This is a genomic window from Spirosoma sp. 48-14, assembly GCF_001898575.1.
Taxonomy (GTDB): domain Bacteria; phylum Bacteroidota; class Bacteroidia; order Cytophagales; family Spirosomataceae; genus Spirosoma.
This window is the reverse complement of record NZ_MKUD01000003.1, coordinates 31,140-53,495: the sequence shown is the minus strand read 5'-3', so window position 1 is coordinate 53,495 and position 22,356 is coordinate 31,140. Positions and strand designations below refer to the sequence as shown.

At 47.1% G+C, this 22,356-nt stretch carries 20 protein-coding genes; 7 read left to right on the top strand and 13 right to left on the bottom strand.

Annotated elements, in window-relative coordinates; translation table 11 throughout:
• Nucleotides 1–207: 207 nt before the first annotated feature.
• The 4 genes from BGO59_RS04655 to BGO59_RS04640 form a co-directional block, all read right to left on the bottom strand.
• A complete protein-coding gene (locus BGO59_RS04655) occupies nucleotides 208–1,332 on the bottom strand; it encodes an AAA family ATPase (protein ID WP_293681314.1) in 1,125 nt (374 codons plus the stop codon).
• A complete protein-coding gene (locus BGO59_RS04650) occupies nucleotides 1,325–1,819 on the bottom strand; it encodes a hypothetical protein (RefSeq protein ID WP_293681311.1) in 495 nt (164 codons plus the stop codon). The genes BGO59_RS04655 and BGO59_RS04650 overlap by 8 nt, the downstream gene beginning before the upstream one ends.
• Nucleotides 1,819–1,980 carry a hypothetical protein gene (locus BGO59_RS04645; RefSeq protein WP_293681309.1) on the bottom strand — a complete coding sequence of 54 codons (162 nt, stop codon included), beginning with the start codon at nucleotides 1,978–1,980 and terminating at the stop codon, nucleotides 1,819–1,821. The genes BGO59_RS04650 and BGO59_RS04645 overlap by 1 nt, the downstream gene beginning before the upstream one ends.
• Nucleotides 1,981–2,260: 280 nt before the next feature.
• Entirely contained in the window at nucleotides 2,261–2,545 is a 285-nt protein-coding gene (locus BGO59_RS04640; protein WP_293681306.1) for a hypothetical protein, read from the bottom strand.
• A gap of 31 nt (nucleotides 2,546–2,576) precedes the next feature.
• On the opposite strand from BGO59_RS04640, the gene BGO59_RS04635 reads away from it, so the two are divergent.
• On the top strand, nucleotides 2,577–2,999 hold the full coding sequence (locus BGO59_RS04635) for a hypothetical protein (RefSeq protein ID WP_293681303.1): 423 nt from the start codon (nucleotides 2,577–2,579) through the stop codon (nucleotides 2,997–2,999).
• A 142-nt stretch (nucleotides 3,000–3,141) separates the two neighbouring features.
• Nucleotides 3,142–4,437: a DUF2851 family protein gene (locus BGO59_RS04630; protein ID WP_293681300.1), complete on the top strand. Its 1,296-nt coding sequence runs from the start codon at nucleotides 3,142–3,144 to the stop codon at nucleotides 4,435–4,437.
• Between the two features lie 83 nt (nucleotides 4,438–4,520).
• Here BGO59_RS04630 and BGO59_RS04625 read toward each other — a convergent pair whose 3' ends face one another.
• The 6 genes from BGO59_RS04625 to BGO59_RS04600 form a co-directional block, all read right to left on the bottom strand.
• Nucleotides 4,521–5,846: a Gfo/Idh/MocA family oxidoreductase gene (locus BGO59_RS04625; RefSeq protein ID WP_293681297.1), complete on the bottom strand. Its 1,326-nt coding sequence runs from the start codon at nucleotides 5,844–5,846 to the stop codon at nucleotides 4,521–4,523.
• A 71-nt stretch (nucleotides 5,847–5,917) separates the two neighbouring features.
• Nucleotides 5,918–6,658, bottom strand: a complete 741-nt coding sequence (locus BGO59_RS04620; protein ID WP_293681294.1) for a DUF1080 domain-containing protein — start codon at nucleotides 6,656–6,658, stop codon at nucleotides 5,918–5,920.
• 82 nt (nucleotides 6,659–6,740) lie between these two features.
• Nucleotides 6,741–7,667: a sugar phosphate isomerase/epimerase gene (locus BGO59_RS04615; protein WP_293681291.1), complete on the bottom strand. Its 927-nt coding sequence runs from the start codon at nucleotides 7,665–7,667 to the stop codon at nucleotides 6,741–6,743.
• Between the two features lie 195 nt (nucleotides 7,668–7,862).
• Nucleotides 7,863–9,566, bottom strand: a complete 1,704-nt coding sequence (locus BGO59_RS04610; protein ID WP_293681288.1) for a RagB/SusD family nutrient uptake outer membrane protein — start codon at nucleotides 9,564–9,566, stop codon at nucleotides 7,863–7,865.
• A 54-nt stretch (nucleotides 9,567–9,620) separates the two neighbouring features.
• Entirely contained in the window at nucleotides 9,621–12,725 is a 3,105-nt protein-coding gene (locus tag BGO59_RS04605; protein ID WP_293681285.1) for a TonB-dependent receptor, read from the bottom strand.
• A 35-nt stretch (nucleotides 12,726–12,760) separates the two neighbouring features.
• A complete protein-coding gene (locus BGO59_RS04600; RefSeq protein ID WP_293681282.1) occupies nucleotides 12,761–13,549 on the bottom strand; it encodes a FecR family protein in 789 nt (262 codons plus the stop codon).
• 732 nt (nucleotides 13,550–14,281) lie between these two features.
• Between BGO59_RS04600 and BGO59_RS04595 the strand changes: the two genes are divergently transcribed.
• Nucleotides 14,282–14,935 (top strand): hypothetical protein, encoded by a 654-nt coding sequence (locus tag BGO59_RS04595; protein ID WP_293681279.1) that lies wholly within the window; start codon nucleotides 14,282–14,284, stop codon nucleotides 14,933–14,935.
• A gap of 66 nt (nucleotides 14,936–15,001) precedes the next feature.
• Here the strand turns inward: BGO59_RS04595 and BGO59_RS04590 are convergent, their stop codons facing one another.
• Entirely contained in the window at nucleotides 15,002–15,451 is a 450-nt protein-coding gene (locus BGO59_RS04590) for an OsmC family protein (RefSeq protein WP_293681276.1), read from the bottom strand.
• 314 nt (nucleotides 15,452–15,765) lie between these two features.
• Here BGO59_RS04590 and BGO59_RS04585 point away from each other — a divergent pair, with 314 nt between their 5' ends.
• From BGO59_RS04585 to metK, 4 genes are all read left to right on the top strand, one after another.
• Nucleotides 15,766–16,551 (top strand): hypothetical protein, encoded by a 786-nt coding sequence (locus BGO59_RS04585; protein WP_293681273.1) that lies wholly within the window; start codon nucleotides 15,766–15,768, stop codon nucleotides 16,549–16,551.
• 142 nt (nucleotides 16,552–16,693) lie between these two features.
• Nucleotides 16,694–17,572 carry a lipoyl synthase gene (gene lipA / locus BGO59_RS04580; RefSeq protein WP_080054916.1) on the top strand — a complete coding sequence of 293 codons (879 nt, stop codon included), beginning with the start codon at nucleotides 16,694–16,696 and terminating at the stop codon, nucleotides 17,570–17,572.
• A gap of 84 nt (nucleotides 17,573–17,656) precedes the next feature.
• Nucleotides 17,657–18,853 carry a lycopene cyclase family protein gene (locus BGO59_RS04575; RefSeq protein ID WP_293681268.1) on the top strand — a complete coding sequence of 399 codons (1,197 nt, stop codon included), beginning with the start codon at nucleotides 17,657–17,659 and terminating at the stop codon, nucleotides 18,851–18,853.
• Between the two features lie 85 nt (nucleotides 18,854–18,938).
• The gene (gene metK / locus BGO59_RS04570; RefSeq protein WP_293681265.1) at nucleotides 18,939–20,216 is read left to right on the top strand and encodes a methionine adenosyltransferase; all 1,278 of its coding nucleotides are present in this window, start codon (nucleotides 18,939–18,941) and stop codon (nucleotides 20,214–20,216) included.
• Between the two features lie 134 nt (nucleotides 20,217–20,350).
• Here the strand turns inward: metK and BGO59_RS04565 are convergent, their stop codons facing one another.
• Entirely contained in the window at nucleotides 20,351–20,728 is a 378-nt protein-coding gene (locus BGO59_RS04565; protein WP_293681262.1) for an HPF/RaiA family ribosome-associated protein, read from the bottom strand.
• 207 nt (nucleotides 20,729–20,935) lie between these two features.
• Nucleotides 20,936–22,297, bottom strand: coding sequence for a cytochrome P450 (locus BGO59_RS04560; RefSeq protein ID WP_293681259.1), 1,362 nt, complete (start codon nucleotides 22,295–22,297; stop codon nucleotides 20,936–20,938).
• Nucleotides 22,298–22,356 lie beyond the last annotated feature (59 nt).

Genomic DNA, 22,356 nt, shown 5'->3' with positions numbered 1-22,356 from the left:
CTTCATTCGGAAATTCTTAGACAAATACAATGTCTAAAATCGTTTGGACATTTTGGACAGACAGACATTTTTACCTTATATATATTTTTGTCTGTCTGTCTATATATATCGGGGGGTGTCTGTCTTTGTCTAAAAATTTGAATCGTTCAATTTTCGACAACAAAAAACCCGGCTTGTCAGGCCGGGCTATGTCATTTAAGGCATAGGTTAAAATGGTGAGTCTTTTACTAGCTGGTAATTCTTCTGAGCATCGACGGTGAATAAGCCAAATTCTAAACCGTCCTTAATGGCTCTGTCGGCGGTCTTCTCTGAAACGATGCCTTTGTTTGGGTTGTAGTAACGTGTTACGCGGGTAGTTAGCTCCTTCTTACTGAGCATAGTATCAATGCCAAAGGACTGCTTAAATATAGCCCGTAGCTTTTCGCGTTCTTCGGCTTCTAATTCTTCTTCGGTCTTCTTGGATTCCTTCGATAGAGCTTTTGCAATGGTTTCGTCTACAAGCGCCAGCCGTTTAAGATCAATGTCCCATTGGCAAAATACCGGGTCAAAATCGGGAGCATGACGGAGCGTTTTACATTCGATAGAGGTAATGCCTTTGGCCCGGTCTTTCTTGATCGAGATAGTACCGGCACATTTCCGGCCTAAACCACTACCGATGTGGCCCCTAGCTTGCCCGTTGCCAAAGTTTTCGTGTATCACTGTAATGATGGTGCATTTCTTTTCTTCGGCGTAGTCTCCGAGCATTTCCAGTAATTCGTTAGCTTTTACTTCATCGTTGACCGATGCCATAAAATCGGCTATACCATCAATGAAAATGATATGTATGTCCGGGATTAGCTCAAAGGTTGCTTTTAAGGCTTCGATACGGTCGTCAGGTCGGTACTTTTTCCAGTTCCAGAAACGAAGGTTTTTAGGGGTGGTTTTTACGTCGATCATTCGCAAAACTTGGTTATGGAGCTTCTGCGTACTGCCTTTACTCATTTCGGTATCTATATAAATGACATTGCGCCCCTTAACTGGTGGCGCGGTAATGCTTAGGGTGTCAATGTCTTTCCCCGATACGAACGGCGCGGCTATCATGGCCGTAATAACTGCCGATTTACCGGCTTTTGGTAGCCCGGTTATGATCGACAATTCGTTTTCTACGGCATAGGTTGAACCGTTGATGCTCAAAACGGGTATAGGTTCGGGAAAGCTGGTTTCGTGGGTTATCCGGTTGCTGTCTAGTTCGGCAATATCAAATTTCCATTTTGACGGTTTTTTGCTGACTAAAGGCACTACCGGCGTAGTGGTGTTGTTGCGCTCAATTAGCGCGTCGATGTCGTTAGGCATTGGTGAACTTGGTGGAAGTGGCTTGTTGCTGGATATAGTCACCATAGAGTTTAAAAGCCGTTTCGCCCCATGTATGGGCTAGTTCGGTTTGTGCGTCGAGCAGTTGGTTTAAGATTAGATTCTGATGTTTGGTCTTATACCATTCTTCGACAAATCCGGCTGTTTCATCCTGCATAAATTCGGCCATACGGTCAAAGGCTTTTACGAACGCCAACAGCGTAGAAATTTCGCTTTCTACGCTGGCTATCTGTTTATGTAGTTGTTCGTTAAATTCTTCATCCTGCCGTTTTATCAGGTATTCTTTGCGGCTGATTTTGCGGCTAATGAGGGTTAACACATCGGCCCGGCTTTCGTCGTATAGCGTTCGGGTAATGTGGCTACTGAGTAGGTTTTTAATGGTCGCAAACCGGGCAAATGATTTGCGCCTGTTGAGTTCCGCCCAGATTCCCCCGGCCATTAGGTAAGAACCATTTTGAATGTCGTTCATTAGTCGAACAAGCTGGTTTGCTGTTTTCCTGCTTCTTTCTTTACCTGCTTGGTATGTCGTCCGATAGACGCCAAAATATCTTTGGCTTTCTTACGATCATCGGCCCGGCCACTGGCTAGGAGCCTACGCATTTCACGGAGTTGGTCACGTTGGTTAGTCATTGCTGGATAGGTTGAATGTGAAGGAGTTGGGAGAGGGGAATAATTACAGAGAGTTTACAGCCAGCTATATGCCGGTACAGGTGTACGCTATTTGCGGTGTATTTGCCAACACATAAAAGAGTGTGTGTACGCTCTATATTGGCATACCAGTCTATTCCAACCCTTTCAAACGTAATTCTTTCGGATTGGTTTAGGCTTATGCGTCGGTCTTGAAAGGTTGCCGAAAATGGTTCTTTCGTCTCTAACAGCCTGTTAATGAATTGTTGTTTAATGTTCGTTCTCATGCGGCTTGCTCCATTTGAAGGGTTTCTAACATTGAATCCGTTGGCATAGGTTGCCCATCGACATAGCCCAAATGCTTACGGGCTAAGTCTAAATAGATCGACAGCACTTCATAGGGGTTTTCGCAGTACTGGTAATGATCGCGAAACCGTTTTGCATAATCAGTTCCATACTGTTCCTGAGCCTTAAGGAGTTCGGCCCGGAACATCAATTGTTCCGACGGTTTAGCCAAATCATACAAGCGACCAATTAAACCTTTGCTTTTACTTATTCTCTTACGCATAATAAAGGGAGTGTTTTAAGATAGAATTAACTTGCTTTTTGCCGTTATAACGGTAAATTTTACCGTCTTAACGGTGGCAAGTATACACACCTTGCAAGATGTAATCAAAGAAAAAATCAAAGAAAATTTTAAAATGGAGCACCACGGAAAGAAGTTAAAGCAGATTGCTAAGGAGCAAGGTTTTGATATTCAAAGGCTTGCAGATGCACTAGAAATGCATAGAGTTACCGTAGAAGGTGACTTTAAGGCTGAGAAGCTTACAAGGCGTATTCTAAAAAAATACGTATCAATCTTAGATATTGATATGGATTTATTCTTTAAAGGGGAACCTCAAGCGGTTGCCCCATCTGATGCTAGTAAGGTCGAAAAACTACAAGCTGAGATAATTTATTGGCAACGGAAATACATTGATTTACAGGAACGTTTTTTTCCGAACGCGGCACAACTGGTTTAACAAAATAGTTAACACTTAAACCACTTACACAATTTAACAAGGTTGATAAACGCCTTTTAGATAGTGTTTGGCCTAAATAGGCCAGTGCCGCGAAATAGAAAAATACTTGTACATTATACACTGTTTGTTATACATCATACCTGTGCTGGAATCGTTTCTTTATTTTATCTGGCAATACCAATACTTTTCGCGAGTCAATCTAACAACAACCGAGGGTGATGCCATACAGGTTCTTCAACCTGGTTTCCGCAATCATGGTGCAGGACCTGATTTTACCAATGCTCGTTTGCTGATCAACGATGTCGAGTGGGTAGGAACGGTAGAGATGCATACGCAGGCATCGGATTGGCTGGTCCATAAGCATCAATATGACCGGGCTTATGATAATGTGATTCTTCATGTGGTGTGGCAGGATGATAGTGCAGTAACCGGTCGTCGTGTTAATCGGACGAATGGAACTGCTCTGCCAACGCTTGAGCTACATCATCGTACAGACCCTTTACTGCTTGAGCGATATCACCTTCTCACAACATCGGCCGACGCCATTCCCTGTGCAGGGCGATTCCGCTCTGTATCGCCACTTCGAATAACATCTATGCTGGATAAGGCAATGCTGCAACGGCTTGAGCGAAAGGCAGTTGTCGTGCGTGATTTGTTTGATAGTACGGGTGGAGATTGGGAAGAAACGGCTTATCGATTGCTGGCTATTACGATGGGGTTCAAGACAAATGCAGAACCTATGGAGCAACTCAGTCGGTCTGTGCCGTTGAAAGCTTTGTTAAAACATCGTGATAATCTTGTTCAGGTTGAAGCACTGTTGTTTGGTACAGCCGGTTTACTGGATGAGAATGCAAAAGGACAGGATACGTATATAGAGACTCTAGAGCGTGAGTATCGGTTTTTGGCGTCCAAATATGGGCTTACGGATAAGCAGATGTCGGCGTATGTCTGGAAGTGGGGGAGGTTGCGCCCTGCCAATTTCCCGACTCTTCGTGTTGCCCAGTTAGCCTGCCTGATTACGCGGAATGCCAGCTTGTTTTCCCTATTTGCCGGAACTGCCGATGCTAAACTACTTGTGGAGTCTTTACAGATAACACCTTCTGTGTATTGGCAATCACATTATCGATTTGGAAAAGCATCGGAAAAGACGGTTCCAACGCTGGGAGAATCGTCAGCTGTTAGCATTATTGTCAATGCTGTGGTGCCTTTATTAGCGGCTTATGCGCACCACCGGGGAGAGCCTGCTTATATTGATCGGGCTATCAGCTTGTTGGAACAATTACCTGCCGAAAAAAACCGTTTGACAGAAGGCTGGGATACGCTCGGACTGGGTATCCGTACCGCTTTCGACTCGCAGGCGGCTATTGAACTCTATAACGAGTTTTGTTCTGTAAAAAAGTGCTTAAGTTGCCAGATAGGAGCAGCCCTGTTAAAGTGATGGATGACATAGGATGTATGAAGCATATAGTAATGGGCTACCAAAGTACTACATCATACATCCTATATCATCCATCAGAACACTTAGCTCACTACCACATCCTGCTTAGTAGAATCCCAGGTCACACGTTTGCCGGTGTGTAACGCCATCGTAGCCATGATGTTGGCGACTGAGTGATTGAACCCAACGCGAGCGGGCGCATTGGGCTCTTTGCGGCTCCGAACGCATTCCATCCAGTTCAGCATGTGTAAAGACGTCATTGGATCACCCCCCGTGTTCGCCGATGTTTCAACTTTAGCCGCTTCGCCAAGCGACATGCTGGGCAGAAGATTTGCTTTCATGCCCATGTCCTTTGCATATTTCTCTTCCAGGCCTCCTTCGGGTGAAATCTTGTTGGTGTCAAGGTTGATCATACCCCCGTTTGAGTAGTAGTATTCTTTCACACCACCCGCTTCGTTGTTCATACGGGAAGAATATAATACCTGGAAGCCTTTGGCCTTGTCATTATCCGGGCCATAATCGAATACCGCCGTGAAGGTATCAGCATTCGTACGGCCATCTTTCCAGCTATAGATCCCGCCATTGGCCACTACCGAGCGCGGATGATCCAGCCCACTGAACCAGTGTACCGTATCAATCTGGTGCGACATCCACTGCCCAGGAATCCCTGATGAGTAGGGGTAGAACAACCGGAACTCAAGGTATTTGCGTGGATCCCAGGCTACTTTGGGGCGGTTGAGTTGGTAACGATCCCAGTCGGTATCTTCTTTCCGAATTTCGGAAACGAGTTTAGCCCGGCGCCAGCGACCAGGCTGGTTTACGTTCCAGGTCATTTCAACCATGGTAATATCACCGAATTTACCTGACCGGATAAATTCATTGGCCGAATGGTAGTTGGGTGCCGAACGACGCTGTGATCCAATCTGAACGATCTTTTTGGAGCTTTCTACAGCTTTCAGAGCTTTCCGGGCATCTTCGAGCGATTCGGCAAACGGCTTTTCGCAATAGACATCATGACCTGATTCAACAGCAGCCGCGCAATGCAATGCGTGCTGGAAGTCGGCGGTACTGATAATGACCGCATCGACGTCTTTCCGTTCGAACAATTCGTCGTTGTTACGCGCTTTGAAGAAGTTGCTGTCGTTCAGACCTTTGCCTTTAAGGTATGCATCAGCCTCTTCACGACGACGATTCCAGATGTCGGAAACGGCTACGAACGCAAAATTCTGCGTTTTGGCATGTTCTGCAAAAGCAGGGGCCAGCGATTGGCGGAAGCGATCGGAGAAGCCGACAATACCCACCCGAACCCGGTCGTTCGAACCCAGGATGCGAGCGTAGCTACCTGCCGAGAAGCTCATGCCGAGCCCGGCCAGTGCAGATTTTTTTATAAAATCACGACGATTTTCCATGTGATTTGAAAGGGAAACGTTTGACTGTAAAAATAAAAAAGAAGGGCCAGACCCGTGTGTCCGGTACCTGATTAAAGTGTTCTTATCTTCATGTTGCGGTAATAAACCCGGTTTCCGTGATCCTGAAGCAGAATATGCCCTTTGGGTGCTTCACCAAACCGTCCGTTGGCGTTGTAGTCGGGCGCTTTATACTTGCTCATAGCGACCAGTTCACGGAATTTTTCACTGCCTCGCTCGTATTCGACGACCTTCGTGCCGTTGAGCCAGTGCTCCACATGCTTACCTTTCGATACCACTCTGCCTGTATTCCATTCGCCGATCGGGTTGGCTTTTTTGCCCGATGCTGGAATCAGATCATACAATGAACCGACAGTGCGATTTCCGTTTCGACCCATTTTAGCATCAGGATGCTTATCATCGTCCAACACCTGAAATTCCAGGCCGAAAGCAGAGCCTTTTGGCTTAGGCGAATGCTCAACGACGAAGTATTTTACACCACTGTTGGCACCTTCGGTCAGTTTAAAATCAAACATAAGATCGAAGTCGCTGTACTCACCATCGGTGACAATATCACCGAAACTTTGCGATTCGGATCCGTCCGATTGTTGAATGGTCAACATACCATCCGTTACACTCCAGCCTTTTTCGGGGAATTTATCTTTGTAAGCCCCTCGCCATCCATTCGTTGTTTTACCATCGAAAAGTAGTTTCCAGCCTTCTTTTTTCTCTTTGTCAGTTAACGTGTTGGGCGTTTGTGGCTTGTCAAACGCCAGTAAACCGAGCAGAGCAGCACCGATGATTAGTTGTTTCATAAGCGATTGAGTGATTGAGCGAAAGAGTGGTTGAGTGAGAAATCTACGCGTCTGTTGTTCACTTAATCACTCAATCGCTCAATCACAATTGATGATGTAAGGTTTTTGTGATGTAATCTTTATTGATCTGAGCGCACTGGAGGGGTGTTTTGTCTTTTTCGGGTACGCCATCCAGCTCGATTATGCCCCAGCCTTTGAACTTGATGTCTTCCAGGGCTTTGAACACGGCCGGAACATCGACATTCCCACGACCTAACTCAACGAATTTATAGGCTTTCGGATCGTTGGGTTTATCGGGCAGGGGCGACATCGTATCTTTCAGGTGCAACGCATAAATAATATCCTTGTATTGTTTCACCGCTTTTTCAGGTTGCCCTCCACCCTGTTTATAGTGGGCAATATCCAGTTCAAGCTTTACGTATTTAGGGTTCATGGCCTGCACAATCACATCAACCTCTTCAGGTGTTTCGCCAAGTTGATGCATGTGGTTGTGGTACGATGCCTGAACGCCCAGGTCGGCGGTTTGCTTACCGATTTCATTCATCACGGTCGCTAGTCGTTTCAGTTCTTCCGTGGTTGGGAGCCGATCTTTAGGGCGGGCTGAGTTGGTCAGCTGAATAGCCGAACCTCCCAGTGCTTTTACAAAACTGGCATGAGCAACGTGCATATCAATCGTACTCTGCTCTTTGGCTGGGTCGATTTCTACGTTGCCACTTGAGAACATAGCCAGTGCCAGATGATGCTGCTCGAGCAGCGCCTTCAGTTCAGATGGTTTGGCTTTGTAAGGGCCAAAGGTATTAGCCCGAAGCTGAATGCCTTTAAAACCAAGTGCTGCCAGATCGCTGATGGCCTGAGCGTCGTTACCACCCCAAGTAATGGCCGAATAGGCTATCTTAAGGCCAGATGGATTGGTAGCGAAGGCAGCTAGTCGGGAGGTGCCTATCGTAAGAGCTAGCGTGGAGAGGCCAGCCGTTGTAAGAAACTGCCGTCGATTTACAGGCTCCTGCATGATTGGAAATGGGGATAATCAGATAGCTAAAAGACAGCTACTGATGGTGGAAAAATTCAGGTTCGGTTAAAAGAAGAGGAAGGAAATTTGATTCTACTGTTTATAAAGCGCGAAAGAGCGAAAGAGTGAATGAGCGAATTGCTGATGCAGGTTTTTTCGCTCGTTCATTCTTTCACTCTTTCGATCACTTAGTCGTTAGAAGCCCGCATTTTGCGGGAAGTTGGCGCTACCCCCTTCGGTACGGTCAATCTGGGTTTGTGGGATCGGGCGGTAGTTATGTGTCTCTTTCACGTTGGCTGCACCATCCGAGTTGTACAATTTGACTCGTTCAACCAGATTGCCCCAACGCTTCAGGTCGAACCAACGGGTTTGCTCACCAGCCAGCTCACGGGCACGTTCCTGCATGATCATTTCCATATCTACCTGTGCAGGGGTAATTTCCATAGCGGCTTCTTTACCTGGCCAGGCTGCCCGACGACGAACTACATTAAGTGCGGCAGCTGCTTCGGTGGTTTTGCCCTGTTTGAATTGGGCTTCGGCCAGAATCAGGTAGGTTTCTGCCAGGCGGAAAGCCAGATAGTCACGGCTACCTTGTTCGTAGGTCAGGTCGGGGCGGTTCGGGTCCAGGAACTTCTGTAAGGTTGGGAACAGCGCCTGTGTGTAAGCACTAGGTACTAACACCTGATATGGCTTCGCAGCGCGTTGTGCCAATGTCCATTCAACCCCAGGAATAAAGATGGCTGTATCGCCTGCTTTATAGGTAACCTTGGCCTTACTGTTGTCAAAAGAGGTATTCAGGTTTGTGCCAGGGTTGTTCGATAGCCATGTATCCTTAAACGTCTTCTTGTATCGAGAGTCATTAACTCGATCTTTAAACACCGTTTCCAGTAAGTAGTTAGTTGGCTTTAGGCGTTTGAACGGGCGGTCGTTGGCGATATCCCGTTTCATACCCGGCTGCACATCATACTGCATACCGAAGTAGAGGTGCAGTTTGTTACCATCACCGTTGTTTGTATTGGCTGTGTTGATGTTGGTTAACGGATCCGATGTGTACTGTACCGAAAAAATAACCTCATCATTAATTTCACCACTTCCCTGCGCAAACACACTGGCAAAATCAGGTAATAGCTTGTAGCCATAGTTCGAAATGACATTCTGGGCATAGGTAGCCGCTTTGGCGTAGTCGTCGGTTGCTTTGGCCGACGAGGTGGCTTTCGTTAAATAGACACGAGCCAGCAGGTGTTCTGCCGCCGATTTAGTAGCCCGTCCGTAATCACTGGCTGCTTGAGCCGACGCTTTCGTGGTTGGTAGGTCTACGATAGCCGCTTCCAGGTCAGCTGTGATTTGCTTGTACATTTCCGCTTCCGTTGCCCGCTTCGTTATTTTTGTGGGGCCTAGCGTTTCCGTCAATCGTAGGTCCACTCCGCCGAATTGTTGGGTCAGAATGAAGTAGTAATGCGCCCGCAAAAACTTCATTTCAGCTACCCGCAGTTTCTTTGTAGCGTCCGAAACCGTAGCTGCTGGAGCCCGTTCGATGACCGCGTTGCAGGTATTGATTCCCTTATACAACTCTTCCCATACCTGCTGAATGATATCGACAAAGCTATTCATCTGGGTATCATAAAAATGAAACCCTTTGTAGCTTCCATCGGCCCCGGCTTGATAAATATCTGTGCCGTACTCAGTCATGGTCAGCCCCCGTTCTGAGCCGTAAAAGTTACGCATGGAGGAATAAGCCGCTCTGCTGGCATCTTCAAATCCTTTGGGCGTATTGATGTAATCGTTCCCGATAGCGGATACTACCGTTTCCTTCAGCACATCCTTACAGGCTTGACCGCTAAGCATAAGGGTCGCAAGTGCCAGGACGCGAATTGATTTATGTGAAAATTTTGATTTCATGTTTCGATTAGAATCTTAAGATGTTTATAAATACATCATTTATCGGTTGTGGGCCTAGAATTTCACATTCAACCCAAATGTCGTAACCCGGGTAGCAGGCACAACACCGTTGCTGACCGTACCGTCGCTTGTTTCAGGGTCAACACCGTTATACTTCGACCGATAGGATGAGAAGATAAACGGCTGCTGAATGCTGGTGAATAGCCGGAGCGATTGCAGATGTAGTTTCGAGGTAATTGATGCCGGGAACGTATAGCCAAAGTTGATATTCCGCACTTTTACGAATGTTCCGTCGAAGTAGATAATCGCTGAATTGTAGACGGGAAATTCCTGGCTTGAGTTAGGCCGTGGGAACTCATTGGTTGGGTTATTGGGTGTCCAGTAATCGACTTTAATCTGCTCATAACGGCCTGCCAGTGCGTTGTTGTCCCGGTGGAAACCACTCAGAATGGTCTGGCCAACCCGGGCGTAGATAAAGAAGTTCAGGTCAAATCCTTTGTAGCTGAATCGGTTTGTGATACCACCGCTCCAAGTTGGAATATCGGAGCCCAAGTACACGCGGTCATCGGCCGTAATCTTACCATCACCGTTTGTGTCCTGTACTTTAATCTGACCGACTGCACTTTGGTAAGACTTAGCGGCATCGGCTTCATTGGTTTGCCAGATACCCGCTTTTTTGTAATCATACATGGCCGTCAGCGGTTTACCAATGAACCGTTTGTTACCTACGTCGTCAACAGCTCCATTGAATAGGGAGATGATGGCTTCGGTGTTTTTCGTAAATACAATATCAGAAGTCCATTTAAAGCCGCTCTTTGTATTTACGTTTACGGTCGATATGCTGGCTTCTAACCCTTTGTTCTGCGTTTCGCCGATATTCTTGGTTACCGCATTAAAGCCGATTGAAGTGGGCAGCAGGTCAGACAGCAGCAGGTCAGTGGTACGCGTATTATATAATTCGATAGCACCCGCTACCCGGCCCCGCCATAGGCTAAAGTCAACACCAATGTTCGTGGTGGTCGAGGTTTCCCAGTGCAGATCGGCATTCCCGATTGTTTCAGGACGATAGCCATAGGCAGGCGTGTTACCAAATGCATATACAGTACGACCCAGCAGCCCTTGTGTTTGATACGGTACTACCCCCTGGTTACCTACCGATCCTCGGCTAACCCGTAGTTTCAGCAGATCAACCCAGCTTGAGCCTTTCATGAAATCTTCGTTACTAATATTCCAGCCTAAAGCAATACCGGGGAAGTTACCGTATTTCGTATTCTCACCGAAACGGCTCGAACCATCCCGACGTATCGTGGCTGTTACCAGGTATTTGTCTTTATAGTCATAGTTGACCCGGCCCATGTATGAGTTAATCGTCCACTGAACTAAGCCACTACCGACGCCCAGCACCGAACTGGCATTACCTACGTTATAAAACGACTGAGTTTCTGCCGGAACCCCCTGAACGTTAATGCTATTTCCTTCAGAATTGTCTCGCTGAATAGACTGGAGCGCGGTTATTCCGAAGTTATGATCACCGACCTTCTTATTGTAAGTAACGACGTTTTCGAGCGTGTAGTCGAAATTGAAGGTGCTGTTAAACGAAGCTTGTGGATCGCCATTTTTTCGGGCATTGGTTAAAGAGCCAATGAAGCGGCCATATCGGTTGATGGTGAAATCGGGGCCGAAATTGACCCGGTACTTTAACCCATCGAGGATATTTACTTCCGCATAAACGCTATTGAAAATCCGGTATTTCTTCCGTTCATCGATTTGCGCACCTGGTATAACCTCAGCAAGTGGATTGGTTAACAGGGCGTCGTTGGTTGGGAAGAAAATCAGGTTGCCGTTATCGTCATAGGGCCGTCCAAGCGGATTTTGCTGAAGGGTAAAGTTGTATGGGTTCAACGACTCACCATTGCGCAGGCTATACATCATATACGAGGCAATACCTACTTTCAGTACCTTATTGATCTGGTGATCGATATTGGCTCGTAGCGAATAACGGGTGAAATCTAATCCCGGCATGATCCCTTTATCCTGGAAATAACCTGCCGAAATGTAGAATTGCGTTTTTTCGTTACCGCCCTGAACACCTATGGTGTGGTTCTGCTGAAAACCCTGTTTCAGAATCAGCGACTGCCAGTCGGTGTTTCGGCCGGCAGCAATACCAGCCGCTACAGCCGGGTCACCACCTAATACGGCTACCTTCGAGTCGGCATACGCATCGGCTACGCCCGTTGGAACGGGATTGCCGTTCGCATCTTTGTAGTTTCCTGTGGTTCGGTAGGCCTCGCGTACAAATTCCGCAAATTCGGAACCGCTGAACAGGTGTACTTTGTCCAATACGTTGGTAACGCCCACATAGTTGTCATAGGAGATGGTCGTTTTGCCGGTTGGATTACCCCGCTTGGTGGTAACCAGCACAACGCCATTAGCACCCCGGGCACCATAGATGGCTGTTGCTGTAGCATCCTTCAGGATTTCCATGGAGGCAACATCGTTCGGGTTGATGTCTTCGTATTCCCGCGCGAGTGGAATCCCATCCACTACATAAAGTGGATCATTACCTGCATTGAACGAACGACGTCCGCGAATCCGGATCGTTGGTACAGAGCCAGGCCGGCTACCCGACTGGGCCACATCCACCCCCGCTACGCGACCCTGCATGGCCTGTCCAATGTTGGTGATGGGTTGTTCCGTGATTTGCTTAGGCGTAATCGATGAAATAGCACCAGTAGTCTGGCTTTTCTTCTGTGTACCATACCCCACAACGACGACTTCGTTTAGTGCGCGCGTATCGGTACTTAGGGTCAGGTTGATGGTTGACTTGTTACCAACAGAGACTTCTTGACTAACAAAGCCTACGGCTGAGAAAACAAGAACTGACTGACCAGCAGGCACATTGATCCGGTATGTTCCAGATGCATCGGTTGTGGTGCCGCGCGTAGTTCCTTTAACCGCTACGCTAACACCGGGAAGCCCGGAGTTGTCGTCACCCGATAGAACTTTACCTGTTACAACTCGTTCCTGAGTTGGGTTATCGACAGTCAATGAGTGGGTGGGTGGAGCACTGTAGGCCGGTTGACCTAGTAGTGCGAGTGCCGTAAGGCCAAGCAGAGGTAGCCACGATCTCCGTGGAGGTTGGGTAATTGTGTTTTGCATTGTAGGTTCGAGTAAGAGTTAATTATAAAAAGCAGCTAGGGTAATGATTTGTCCAAACTGGTTGGAACCTCAATCCACTCACCCGAACGGAGCCGAATCGGATTGTGGTGTTTGACGAGCAGGTTGACAGCTCCCGACGTTAAAGCGACTGACGTACAGGCAGCTTGCTGACTGACCTGAAACGCTGTGCCGAGAGCTTCGATCGTAAGGTCGCTGGTATGCACCCGAAATAGTCGAGCCGAGGTCGTATCATTCCGGTGCATGACAGAGAAATCGGCTTCACCCTTCAACCAGACCGCCCGGGGGGTCTCATCCGTCCATCGACGAGCATACCGAACCGAGCTATTGGGATATAAAGTAACGGTTGAGTTGTCGGGCAAGCGGATCTGCTGAGTTTGATGGGCTGATGTGCTAACCGTCGAAATGCGTTGGTTAGGACCATACTGCATCCATAAAGCCCAGCCGATCAGGAGCAGGACTCCCATAGCAGCAGCAATTGTTCGGAAAAAGTACCACCAGCCCACTACTGCCCGCACATCTGGCTGAAGTGGACGGAGGTCTTCCATCGTCTGGAGTGACTCCCGAATCCGTCCCCATACTGATGACATTTCATCGGCCGATAGTGCTGGCAAAATTGGCTGACTGCTTGTCAGAATGAGCTGACGAGCGGTCTCTATTGTTTCGGCACAATCTGGATTTTGTGAAAGCCAACTTTGCCAGTAAGCCGCTACCTCATCGTCGTTGGGGTGTTGTACCCAACGTACAAAAAGATCATCGAGGGCAAGCTCCTCAACGGTGTAGGCAGAGTATGGCTTATGGGACACGGTATTTAGCTGTTGCGTGTAGGCCAAAGCGTCAGATGTAAGGGTTTCTACTTATTAAAGGCATCGTTTGGAGGCAGAAAATTTGTCTGGTCGATTAATTAGGTTACTGGATTATTCTTTGACGAAACTTTATTATGTACTATTTTACACTCTGATAATACCATTATAATATTCTGAAAAAAAATGGATAAAGAGAATAAAATTTCTCACTTTTTTTATGCAAGCGTTTCCGGGAACGTTACCAAGCTAGAAAACTATGAGAATGCGGAGATATAATACTAGTAGAGTACGAATTAAAACAAGTTAATCCAGGTAGATTTATAAAAAATAAAATTTGAATAAAATTGTATTAATCTAATAATTGCTGCATTGGTAGGCCAGCTTTGACGGCTGGTGAGCATACGTGCAGACAGAGATGGATTAGTAGGCCTAACGATGTTTCTCTAAAAAATAGATGGTTATAGTCAGCGCATCAGCGCATAGGACACCCATGGCGATTTCAAAACAACTTGGTAAACTGTTCTACTAAAACCATTGGCTTCTGTTGGGGTTATTGATTTTACTAACGTTGTGAAAACTATGCGTTTATTATGGAACATTGTGTATGTATGTTGCTTGGTCGGACTATTGACTGATAATCGTGCGTTTGCGCAAGCAAAAGTGTCGATTGATGGAGAAACTCGATTAAAAGAGAGAGCGACTCATCAAAAAACGGATACTCTGTCGAGTGAGATGCCCACGTCATTGACCTTTACAGCGTCAACCGATCAGCGGTTTACATTTTTCAATGACACGCGCACGGAAGATAACCGTCGAACGCCAGTCAGTGTATATGGTATACGGGCCGGCTTTCTGTTTCCGCCAAGTCACCGAAGGGCCAATCTGAAAGGAGGACGAATGGCCAGTTTTAAGGCCGGAGCTGGCTTTTACTTCGTAAATCAGTTCTTAAATCAGCCAGGGTTGCTTCCCAACTCATCGGAATCAGTCACTCGCCGTTTGCGAATGGCTACCGTATATTATGAACGCTATTTATACCGCCAGAAAGCGTTTGAAATTAGTATGCCACTTGAGCTAGGATATGGCCATTCGCGGTATGAACGTAATGATGATGTTGCAGAGAAGCATGAACTGGCTCGTGGGGTTTTTATTCCTTTGGGCGTTGGTGTATCGGGAGCCTACCATTTTCCGACAGTACGTTGGCTACCTCCATTGCATTGGTTCGGTATTAATTTGTTGGTTGGTTATCGCTTCATTCTAAAAAAAGATATACCCGAAAGCCAGATTAATTATTCAGGCTTATATCTGTCGGTTGGGCCATCGTTTTTTCTGGAAAACCTCACAGCCGACATTAAACGGTGGGGGCAGAAGCGAAAGCGAAATAAATGATGCTACACATAGTTAACAGACTGGGGCTTTTCCCAGTCTGTTAAATTGACCAGTCTGCTAAACTAATTAGCTATTACTTGGGATGGATTCTTCCCATTGTATATGAACTGCCTGCTCCACATCGGCATGCAAACAGAGGGCAACCGGGCAGGTATGGGCGATCCGCTCCAGCCGGGCACGGGTTTCGTCGTCAGGAAGAAAAGAAACGCCTTCCCGGTTAGCCTGAAGGGTCAGATTAATTTCTATACGGGCTATTTTGCGGGGAAGCTGAGTCGTCATTATTTTAGTGACATCAAGCTTGCTACCTGTCAGGTCTATACCGTCGCGTCGGGCGTTAATCGCCATAGTCGTGATGATACAGGTGCCAAGCGCATTAGCGACCAGATCGGTAGGAGAGAAGGCTTCTCCTTTCCCCTGATTGTCGGTAGGGGCATCTGTATTGATGTGTGTACCCGACTGGAGGTGTTCGCAATCGGTGCGTAGGTCGCCAATGTAGTCAATATGAATCGTTGCCATACTAATAAACGTATATCAAATGGGTAGCTCAAGGAGCTGATAAGGAAAATGCGTTTGATCGAGTCGATTTTATGGATTTGGATAGTTTCCGGTTCTGATCATGTGACATTAGTTAGCACTGTAGAGTCCAGAAAATCAGTCGAATCCACGTAGTTGGCCTTAGGATACCATTCCCTAAAAATCCTTCAGAAAATAGGTCCGGCTGCTATTTTAGCGTTAAACATATAAATAATGCTGTAGTTACGCTAATTGTGCAGACCGATTTTGCGAATACGTATAAAAATGTTTAGTTTTAATTTTAGGATATCACGAAAATGCGAACTCTATACAGATTACTTGGTCTTGCGTTGGGGGGATTACTTGTATCCGGGCAAGCTGTAACCGCTCAAAATACAGATGCCGATGACGAGAGTTATCACACCATTACCACATTTGGTATCACAACCAATACGAACTCCGGCATTATTGGTGGATTTTCTTATCGGCGTTCTAAACTGCTGGCGGGTAAATTGATGGGGATGCCTCAGTATCGGTATCTTAGTATAGAGATTGTTAATGTAAAACATCCTAAAGAGATTCAGTCTTCGCTTAACGCGGTTGGCTCACGATATATCGATGGCAAAGAAAATTACCTGTTTGTGTTACGGCCGCAGTATGGTCGGGAGGTAAAGTTATTCCAGCGTAGCAGCGACGAAGGCATAGCCGTGAGTGGTATTTTAGCCGCAGGCCCCTCGTTGGGCATTATCAAGCCGTATTATCTTGAAGTATCCTACGGGAATTCGTCTCGAACAGTTCCGGCTTCTCAGGTAAATGGATTTGCTACCGCTACCGGCGAAACGGTTACGGGGGCTGGAGGGTTTTTCCAAGGCCTCGATCAGTCGAAACTAACGGTTGGCCTGAACGTAAAAGCAGCTTTAAATTTTGAATTAAGCGCCTTCAGAGCCAATACAACCGGCGTAGAAATCGGTTTCCTGGCCGAGATGTTTCCGAATAAAATTGTGATAATCCCTAATCGTAGCCCCAACGGGAATCGGGAGGATGGCAACCGCAGCTTCTTTACATCCGCTTACTTAACCTTATTTTTTGGGAGTAAGAAATAGGCATTGACAGGTGTTCGGAGTTCAAAGCGAGGAGGACTATCTCATCACCAGATGGGTGCTCACTCCTCGCTTTGAACTCCGAACGCTTTTTTATGAACTTTCCAGCGGAAAAACGAATTTTGCTGGAAAGGATTGAGGAGCTATGATTGAACTACCTGTAATACCCTCCGAACAACAAAGGAAGAAACGTCCCGACTGGTTACGGGTCAAATTACCCATCGGCCCTGAATACGCCAAAGTTCGTAAACTCGTCGACGAGCATAAACTTCATACCATTTGCGAAAGCGGTAATTGCCCCAACATGGGTGAGTGCTGGGGGGCCGGAACGGCTACATTCATGATCTTAGGGAATGTCTGTACCAGAAGCTGTACATTTTGTGCAGTGGCTACCGGACGACCAAATGAATATGACACCGACGAACCCCGCCGAGTAGCCGAAGCCATTGTGCTGATGAAGGTAAAACATGCCGTTATTACATCGGTAAACCGCGATGAACTTAAAGACCGGGGGGCCGAAATCTGGTATCAAACGGTCCGGCTGATCAAAGAAGCGTCGCCGACTACCACCATCGAAACCCTGATTCCTGATACAAAAGGGAATTGGGAAGCCCTGGAGCGAATGATTTCAGCAGGTCAGGAAGTGGTGTCGCACAATATGGAAACCGTAGAACGGCTATATCGACGCGTGCGTCCACAGGCCCGTTATGAACGCAGTCTGGAGCAGATTCGTCGTACCAAAGAATATGGTCAACGGACCAAATCAGGTATTATGCTGGGCCTTGGCGAAACGCATGAGGAAGTGTTCAAAGCGATGGATGATCTGGCTCAAAACGGACTGGATGTGCTGACATTAGGGCAATATTTGCAGCCGACCAAGATGCACCACGAAGTTATTGAGTGGATTCATCCCGAAACGTTTGCGATGTACCGTGAAGAAGGTTTAAAGCGTGGCTTAAAATATGTGGAGTCAGGGCCACTGGTTCGTTCGAGCTACCACGCCGAAAAACATGTGAATGTATAAACGCACTTGAAACAATTTAGGCAGGTTCATTAGTTTAAAAGACGAGAGTCCGGACCCACACGGCCCGGACTTTTTCGTTACTGCATGAAAAAATACGATTTCATCATTGCGGGAGGAGGAATGGCAGGCCTAAGCCTGGCTTATTATTTGCTACAGTCACCCTTGCGTGACCGACGCATCCTGATTCTGGACCGCGATCAAAAAAACCGTAATGATCGTACGTGGTGTTTCTGGGAGCGCGAGCCTAGAGAGCCATTAGCTGCACGCACGAATCAACAACTGGATTCCAGGCGCCCGTTTGAGTCGATCCTGTTTCGTACCTGGAAGTCGATTTCGTTTCATGGCACTACCTATTCCGGGCTGCTCGACATGGGCAGATATCGGTACAAAATGCTGCGTGGTATTGATTTTTACAGCTTTATGGAAGCTGAGCTGGCCAAGTGGCCCAATGTGGAACAAAAGCAGGCGACCATTCAGCGACTAAAAGATACGCCCCAGGGTGGATTTATCATTGCCGATGATGAACCGTATATCGCTGACTACATTTTCGATAGCACCTTTGCGTTAAAACTTGATCAGCCCGAAAATCATAATCTGCTTCAGCATTTCAAAGGCTGGGTCATTAAAACGCAATCGCCCTGTTTTGACCCCCAACGCCCCGAAATTATGGACTTTCGCGTCGAACAGCACGGTGATTGTCGGTTTCTGTATGTACTGCCTTTCGATGAACACACCGCACTGGTCGAGTTTACGTTGTTCAATGATAAACTGCTTACGGATGCGGAATACGAAGCTGATCTGCGTCAATATATAGATCGGTATCTGCCTACGGGTGGGTATGTAATCTGTGAAACAGAATATGGCGTTATTCCAATGTCGGATGAACCTACGCAGGAAAACCCTTCTGAGCATGTAATCCGCATTGGTACGGCTGGTGGCTTCACAAAACCGTCGACTGGCTATACATTCCAACGGACACAACGGTACCTGCAAGCTATTGTTAAAAATCTGGTCGAAACCGGAAAGCCGAATCGAAGAGAACCCTGGTTCAAACGTCGTTTTAAGTTTTACGATAGCATTTTCCTGAATGTGCTGGAAAAACATCGGTATCCGGCCGATGATATCTTTACCCGAATTTATACGGAGAATCCTCGTCGGGTATTTAAATTTCTGGACGAAGACACCCATTTTCTGGAAGAATTACGACTATTCGCCACTATGCCATTCTGGCCCTTCGTATCCGCGTTTTTCGATGTGTTGCGGAGAAAGATCATCAGTTAATTGGTTAAGTGTAGAGCTCCAAATTTGTCCCCTGCTCAGAAACTCATAAATTTGTCGTTTTAAACCAAGTCATACGGATAGCGCCATGCCTTATCTCTTCACTTCCGAGTCTGTTTCTGAGGGACATCCTGATAAAGTCGCCGACCAGATCTCCGACGCACTGATTGACAACTTTCTGGCTTTTGATCCATCCAGCAAGGTAGCTTGTGAAACCCTCGTAACGACAGGCCAGGTTGTGCTGGCAGGTGAAATCAAGACGGACACCTACCTGGATGTTCAGAAAATTACGCGTGAGGTGATCCGTAAAATCGGCTACACTAAGAGCGAATACATGTTCGAAGCGAACTCCTGCGGGATTTTTTCGGCACTACACGAGCAATCAGCCGACATTAACCAGGGCGTTGACCGGGAAGTGGCCAACGACGACTTCGAAACCAAAGCCAATGCGCAAGGTGCTGGTGATCAGGGTATGATGTTCGGATATGCCACCAACGAAACCGATAACTACATGCCTCTGCCGCTCGATCTGGCTCATGCCATCCTGCGGGAAATGTCCAATATCCGTAACAACGAGCTTTCCTTGATGCCCTATCTGCGGCCCGATGCCAAGTCGCAGGTGACGATTGAATATTCCGACGATCACCAGCCAATCCGGATCGATACTATCGTTGTATCGACTCAGCACGATGATTTTGCTGACGACGAAACCATGCTGGCAAAAATCAAGGAAGACATTATTAACATTGTTATTCCACGGGTAAAAGCCGCTCAAAAATCAGAACTCCATAGCCTGTTTACGGACGACATCACCTATTATATAAATCCGACCGGCAAATTCGTAATCGGCGGCCCTCATGGTGATACTGGGCTGACTGGTCGTAAAATCATTGTGGATACGTACGGCGGGAAAGGTGCCCACGGTGGTGGTGCTTTCTCGGGCAAAGACCCCTCGAAAGTTGACCGTTCAGCTGCTTATGCTACTCGTCATATCGCCAAAAATCTGGTAGCTGCTGGCCTTTGTGATCAGGTTCTGGTACAGGTTTCGTACGCTATTGGGGTTGCTAAGCCCTGTGGCCTATATGTCAACACGTACGGAACGGCCAAAGTTGATTTGCACGATGGCGAAATTGCCGAAAAAGTGGGCAAAATTTTCGATATGCGCCCCTACGCTATCGAACAACGTCTGAAGCTGCGTAACCCGATCTACTCGGAAACAGCCGCCTATGGACATATGGGCCGTAAAAATGAGGTAGTGAAGAAAACTTTTGGGGCAAACGGCCACTCGAAAGAAGTGGAAGTTGAACTATTTACTTGGGAAAAGCTCGACTTTGTTGATCAAATCAAAGCCGAGTTCGGTCTGTAATGTACCCATGGGCTTCAGCCTGTGTTTGTTAATTCGAATATAAAGTTACGGGCTAAAGCCCGCTTGTACAGTTAATATATGTGAAAGCCACTCCAGACGGAGTGGCTTTCACATGTTAGACTCAATAAAATGGTTTATAACTCATCGGGTTCAAAAACTTCTTCTTCCGTTTCCACCATGGATTTGGCTTGAGCAATAGCCGGGCTGGAAATGTCGTTGCGTTTTTGTTTGCAGCGAACGAGTTTGTCTTTCAGGACATCCATCACCCGGTCTGTAGCGCTTTCGAAGCTTTTATCGTGTTCTTTCACGAAAATCTCCTTCCCCGGAATCATAAGTCGAACTTCGACTATTTTCTCTTTAATCTTGTTGGAGTCGGCGCCTTCTAATCGTAAGAACACTTCACCACTAATAATTCGATCATGAAATGTATCGAGCTTATCAAGCTTAGCCTGGATAAAATCTAACAGGCTCTGGTCTGCCGTAAATTTAACGGCGTGCATTTGTAGTCTCATTGTGTCGCTTTTAAGGTGAATTGAATTAAGAACATCAATGGACTATCTAAGTTTGGGTATACGAACCAGAAAGTCAAGGCTTCCTACGAAAGATGCAACTAGGTTTCACGCAGACGAAGATAACAATCTGTTAATAATTTGATAATACAAGCATTTTGGGGTTGACGTGGAACGGTTGACGATGAAAATTCTTTAAAAAATATAAATTTAAAATCGCTCAAAACGAATTCGAATTGGCTTATTGGGGCGTAGGGTAATCAGGGGCTTAGGTACGATCAGTTGATTCGGAATGGATTTGAATGAAAAATCTCTGGCCAGCATACCCAGCAAAATCTGCATCTCCATCAGGGCAAACTGATTTCCAATACACAGGCGCGGGCCTCCGCCAAAAGGTAAATAGGCATACGAATGTAACTGATCTTTAAGCCCTCCCGCATCAAAACGGTCGGGGTCAAATCGATCCGGGTCTGGCCAATTATCTGGGTCGCGGTGGAGTAGGTAAGGAGAAACCAAGGCCGTATCACCAGACGGAATGGTGTAAGGGCCAATGTGATCGTTCTGAAACGCCAGTCGACTCATAATCCAGGCAGGTGGGTACAGTCGCAACGATTCCTGAATTACCTGCATGGTATACGTTAGCGAGCGAAACACTTCGGGAGCGGGCAAATCCGCATCGCCCAGCACTTGGCGACATTCGGTTTGGACCCGTTCCTGTATATCGGGGTGCTGGCTAAGCAGATACAGGGTCCAGGCCATCGAAATGGCAGTGGTTTCATGGCCAGCCGAAAACAGCGTTACGCACTCATCGCGAAGTTGCTGGTCTGACATACGCTCGCCTGTTTCTTCGTCTTCGGCTGTTAGAAACATAGAGAGCAAATCGTCCTGTTCATGGTTTTGGCTTCGACGCTGCTCAATGACGCTATAGATAAACTCATCAACCAATACGGCAGATTTCTGAAACCGTTTGTTGTTAGGAGTGGGCCAATGCATCGGAAACCGGATGGGCGATAGCATTCGGTTATTGGCCAGGTAGTTAAGCGTATCCAGTGCCGATGATAATCCCGACAGGTTACCGACCGTATCTGAGCCAAATAACGTTTTGCAGACAATCCGCATCGTAACGTCCATAAAGGCTTGTGATGCGTTGATCGGTTGTTGCAGATTCTGTTGCTTCAGATCAGCCAGCCAATCGGCTGTTTCAGCGATCATCGTATGCGTAAGCGCAGCCAACTTTTGCCGATGGAAGGCCGGTTGCGCCAGTCGCCGTTGACGTCGCCAGAAATCGCCATCGCTGGTCAGTAGTCCATTACCGAGAAAGATTTTTAGCACCTGAAAAGCGGGGGATCGGCCATAGTTCCGATGGTTTTCCTGCAATACATGCTTAGCGTCGTCGGGTCGGAAAACCAGGTACTGATTCCTGCCTCCAATGCGCAGATGCACCAGCCGATCCTGTCGCTGTTGTAGGGTACGTAACGTTCTGAGCGGATTATACAGAAAAGCGAGCGTATTCCCCAGAAGCGGTACGCCCGGATGCAACGGAACAGCAAGTTTAGCGGCAGTTGTTTCCATAAAAAAGCCGTTCTGATCCTGATCAGAACGGCTATAAATATAAGCTAGCAGCGGCAGAA

Excerpts from the sequence above, each read along its gene's own strand:
- BGO59_RS04655 (WP_293681314.1), bottom strand. The coding sequence starts at position 1,332 with ATGCCTAACGACATCGACGCGCTAATTGAGCGCAACAACACCACTACG.
- BGO59_RS04650 (WP_293681311.1), bottom strand. The coding sequence starts at position 1,819 with ATGAACGACATTCAAAATGGTTCTTACCTAATGGCCGGGGGAATCTGG.
- BGO59_RS04645 (WP_293681309.1), bottom strand. The coding sequence starts at position 1,980 with ATGACTAACCAACGTGACCAACTCCGTGAAATGCGTAGGCTCCTAGCC.
- BGO59_RS04640 (WP_293681306.1), bottom strand. The coding sequence starts at position 2,545 with ATGCGTAAGAGAATAAGTAAAAGCAAAGGTTTAATTGGTCGCTTGTAT.
- BGO59_RS04625 (WP_293681297.1), bottom strand. The coding sequence starts at position 5,846 with ATGGAAAATCGTCGTGATTTTATAAAAAAATCTGCACTGGCCGGGCTC.
- BGO59_RS04620 (WP_293681294.1), bottom strand. The coding sequence starts at position 6,658 with ATGAAACAACTAATCATCGGTGCTGCTCTGCTCGGTTTACTGGCGTTT.
- BGO59_RS04615 (WP_293681291.1), bottom strand. The coding sequence starts at position 7,667 with ATGCAGGAGCCTGTAAATCGACGGCAGTTTCTTACAACGGCTGGCCTC.
- BGO59_RS04610 (WP_293681288.1), bottom strand. The coding sequence starts at position 9,566 with ATGAAATCAAAATTTTCACATAAATCAATTCGCGTCCTGGCACTTGCG.
- BGO59_RS04605 (WP_293681285.1), bottom strand. The coding sequence starts at position 12,725 with ATGCAAAACACAATTACCCAACCTCCACGGAGATCGTGGCTACCTCTG.
- BGO59_RS04595 (WP_293681279.1), top strand. The coding sequence starts at position 14,282 with ATGCCCACGTCATTGACCTTTACAGCGTCAACCGATCAGCGGTTTACA.
- BGO59_RS04590 (WP_293681276.1), bottom strand. The coding sequence starts at position 15,451 with ATGGCAACGATTCATATTGACTACATTGGCGACCTACGCACCGATTGC.
- BGO59_RS04585 (WP_293681273.1), top strand. The coding sequence starts at position 15,766 with ATGCGAACTCTATACAGATTACTTGGTCTTGCGTTGGGGGGATTACTT.
- lipA (WP_080054916.1), top strand. The coding sequence starts at position 16,694 with ATGATTGAACTACCTGTAATACCCTCCGAACAACAAAGGAAGAAACGT.
- BGO59_RS04575 (WP_293681268.1), top strand. The coding sequence starts at position 17,657 with ATGAAAAAATACGATTTCATCATTGCGGGAGGAGGAATGGCAGGCCTA.
- metK (WP_293681265.1), top strand. The coding sequence starts at position 18,939 with ATGCCTTATCTCTTCACTTCCGAGTCTGTTTCTGAGGGACATCCTGAT.
- BGO59_RS04565 (WP_293681262.1), bottom strand. The coding sequence starts at position 20,728 with ATGAGACTACAAATGCACGCCGTTAAATTTACGGCAGACCAGAGCCTG.
- BGO59_RS04560 (WP_293681259.1), bottom strand. The coding sequence starts at position 22,297 with ATGGAAACAACTGCCGCTAAACTTGCTGTTCCGTTGCATCCGGGCGTA.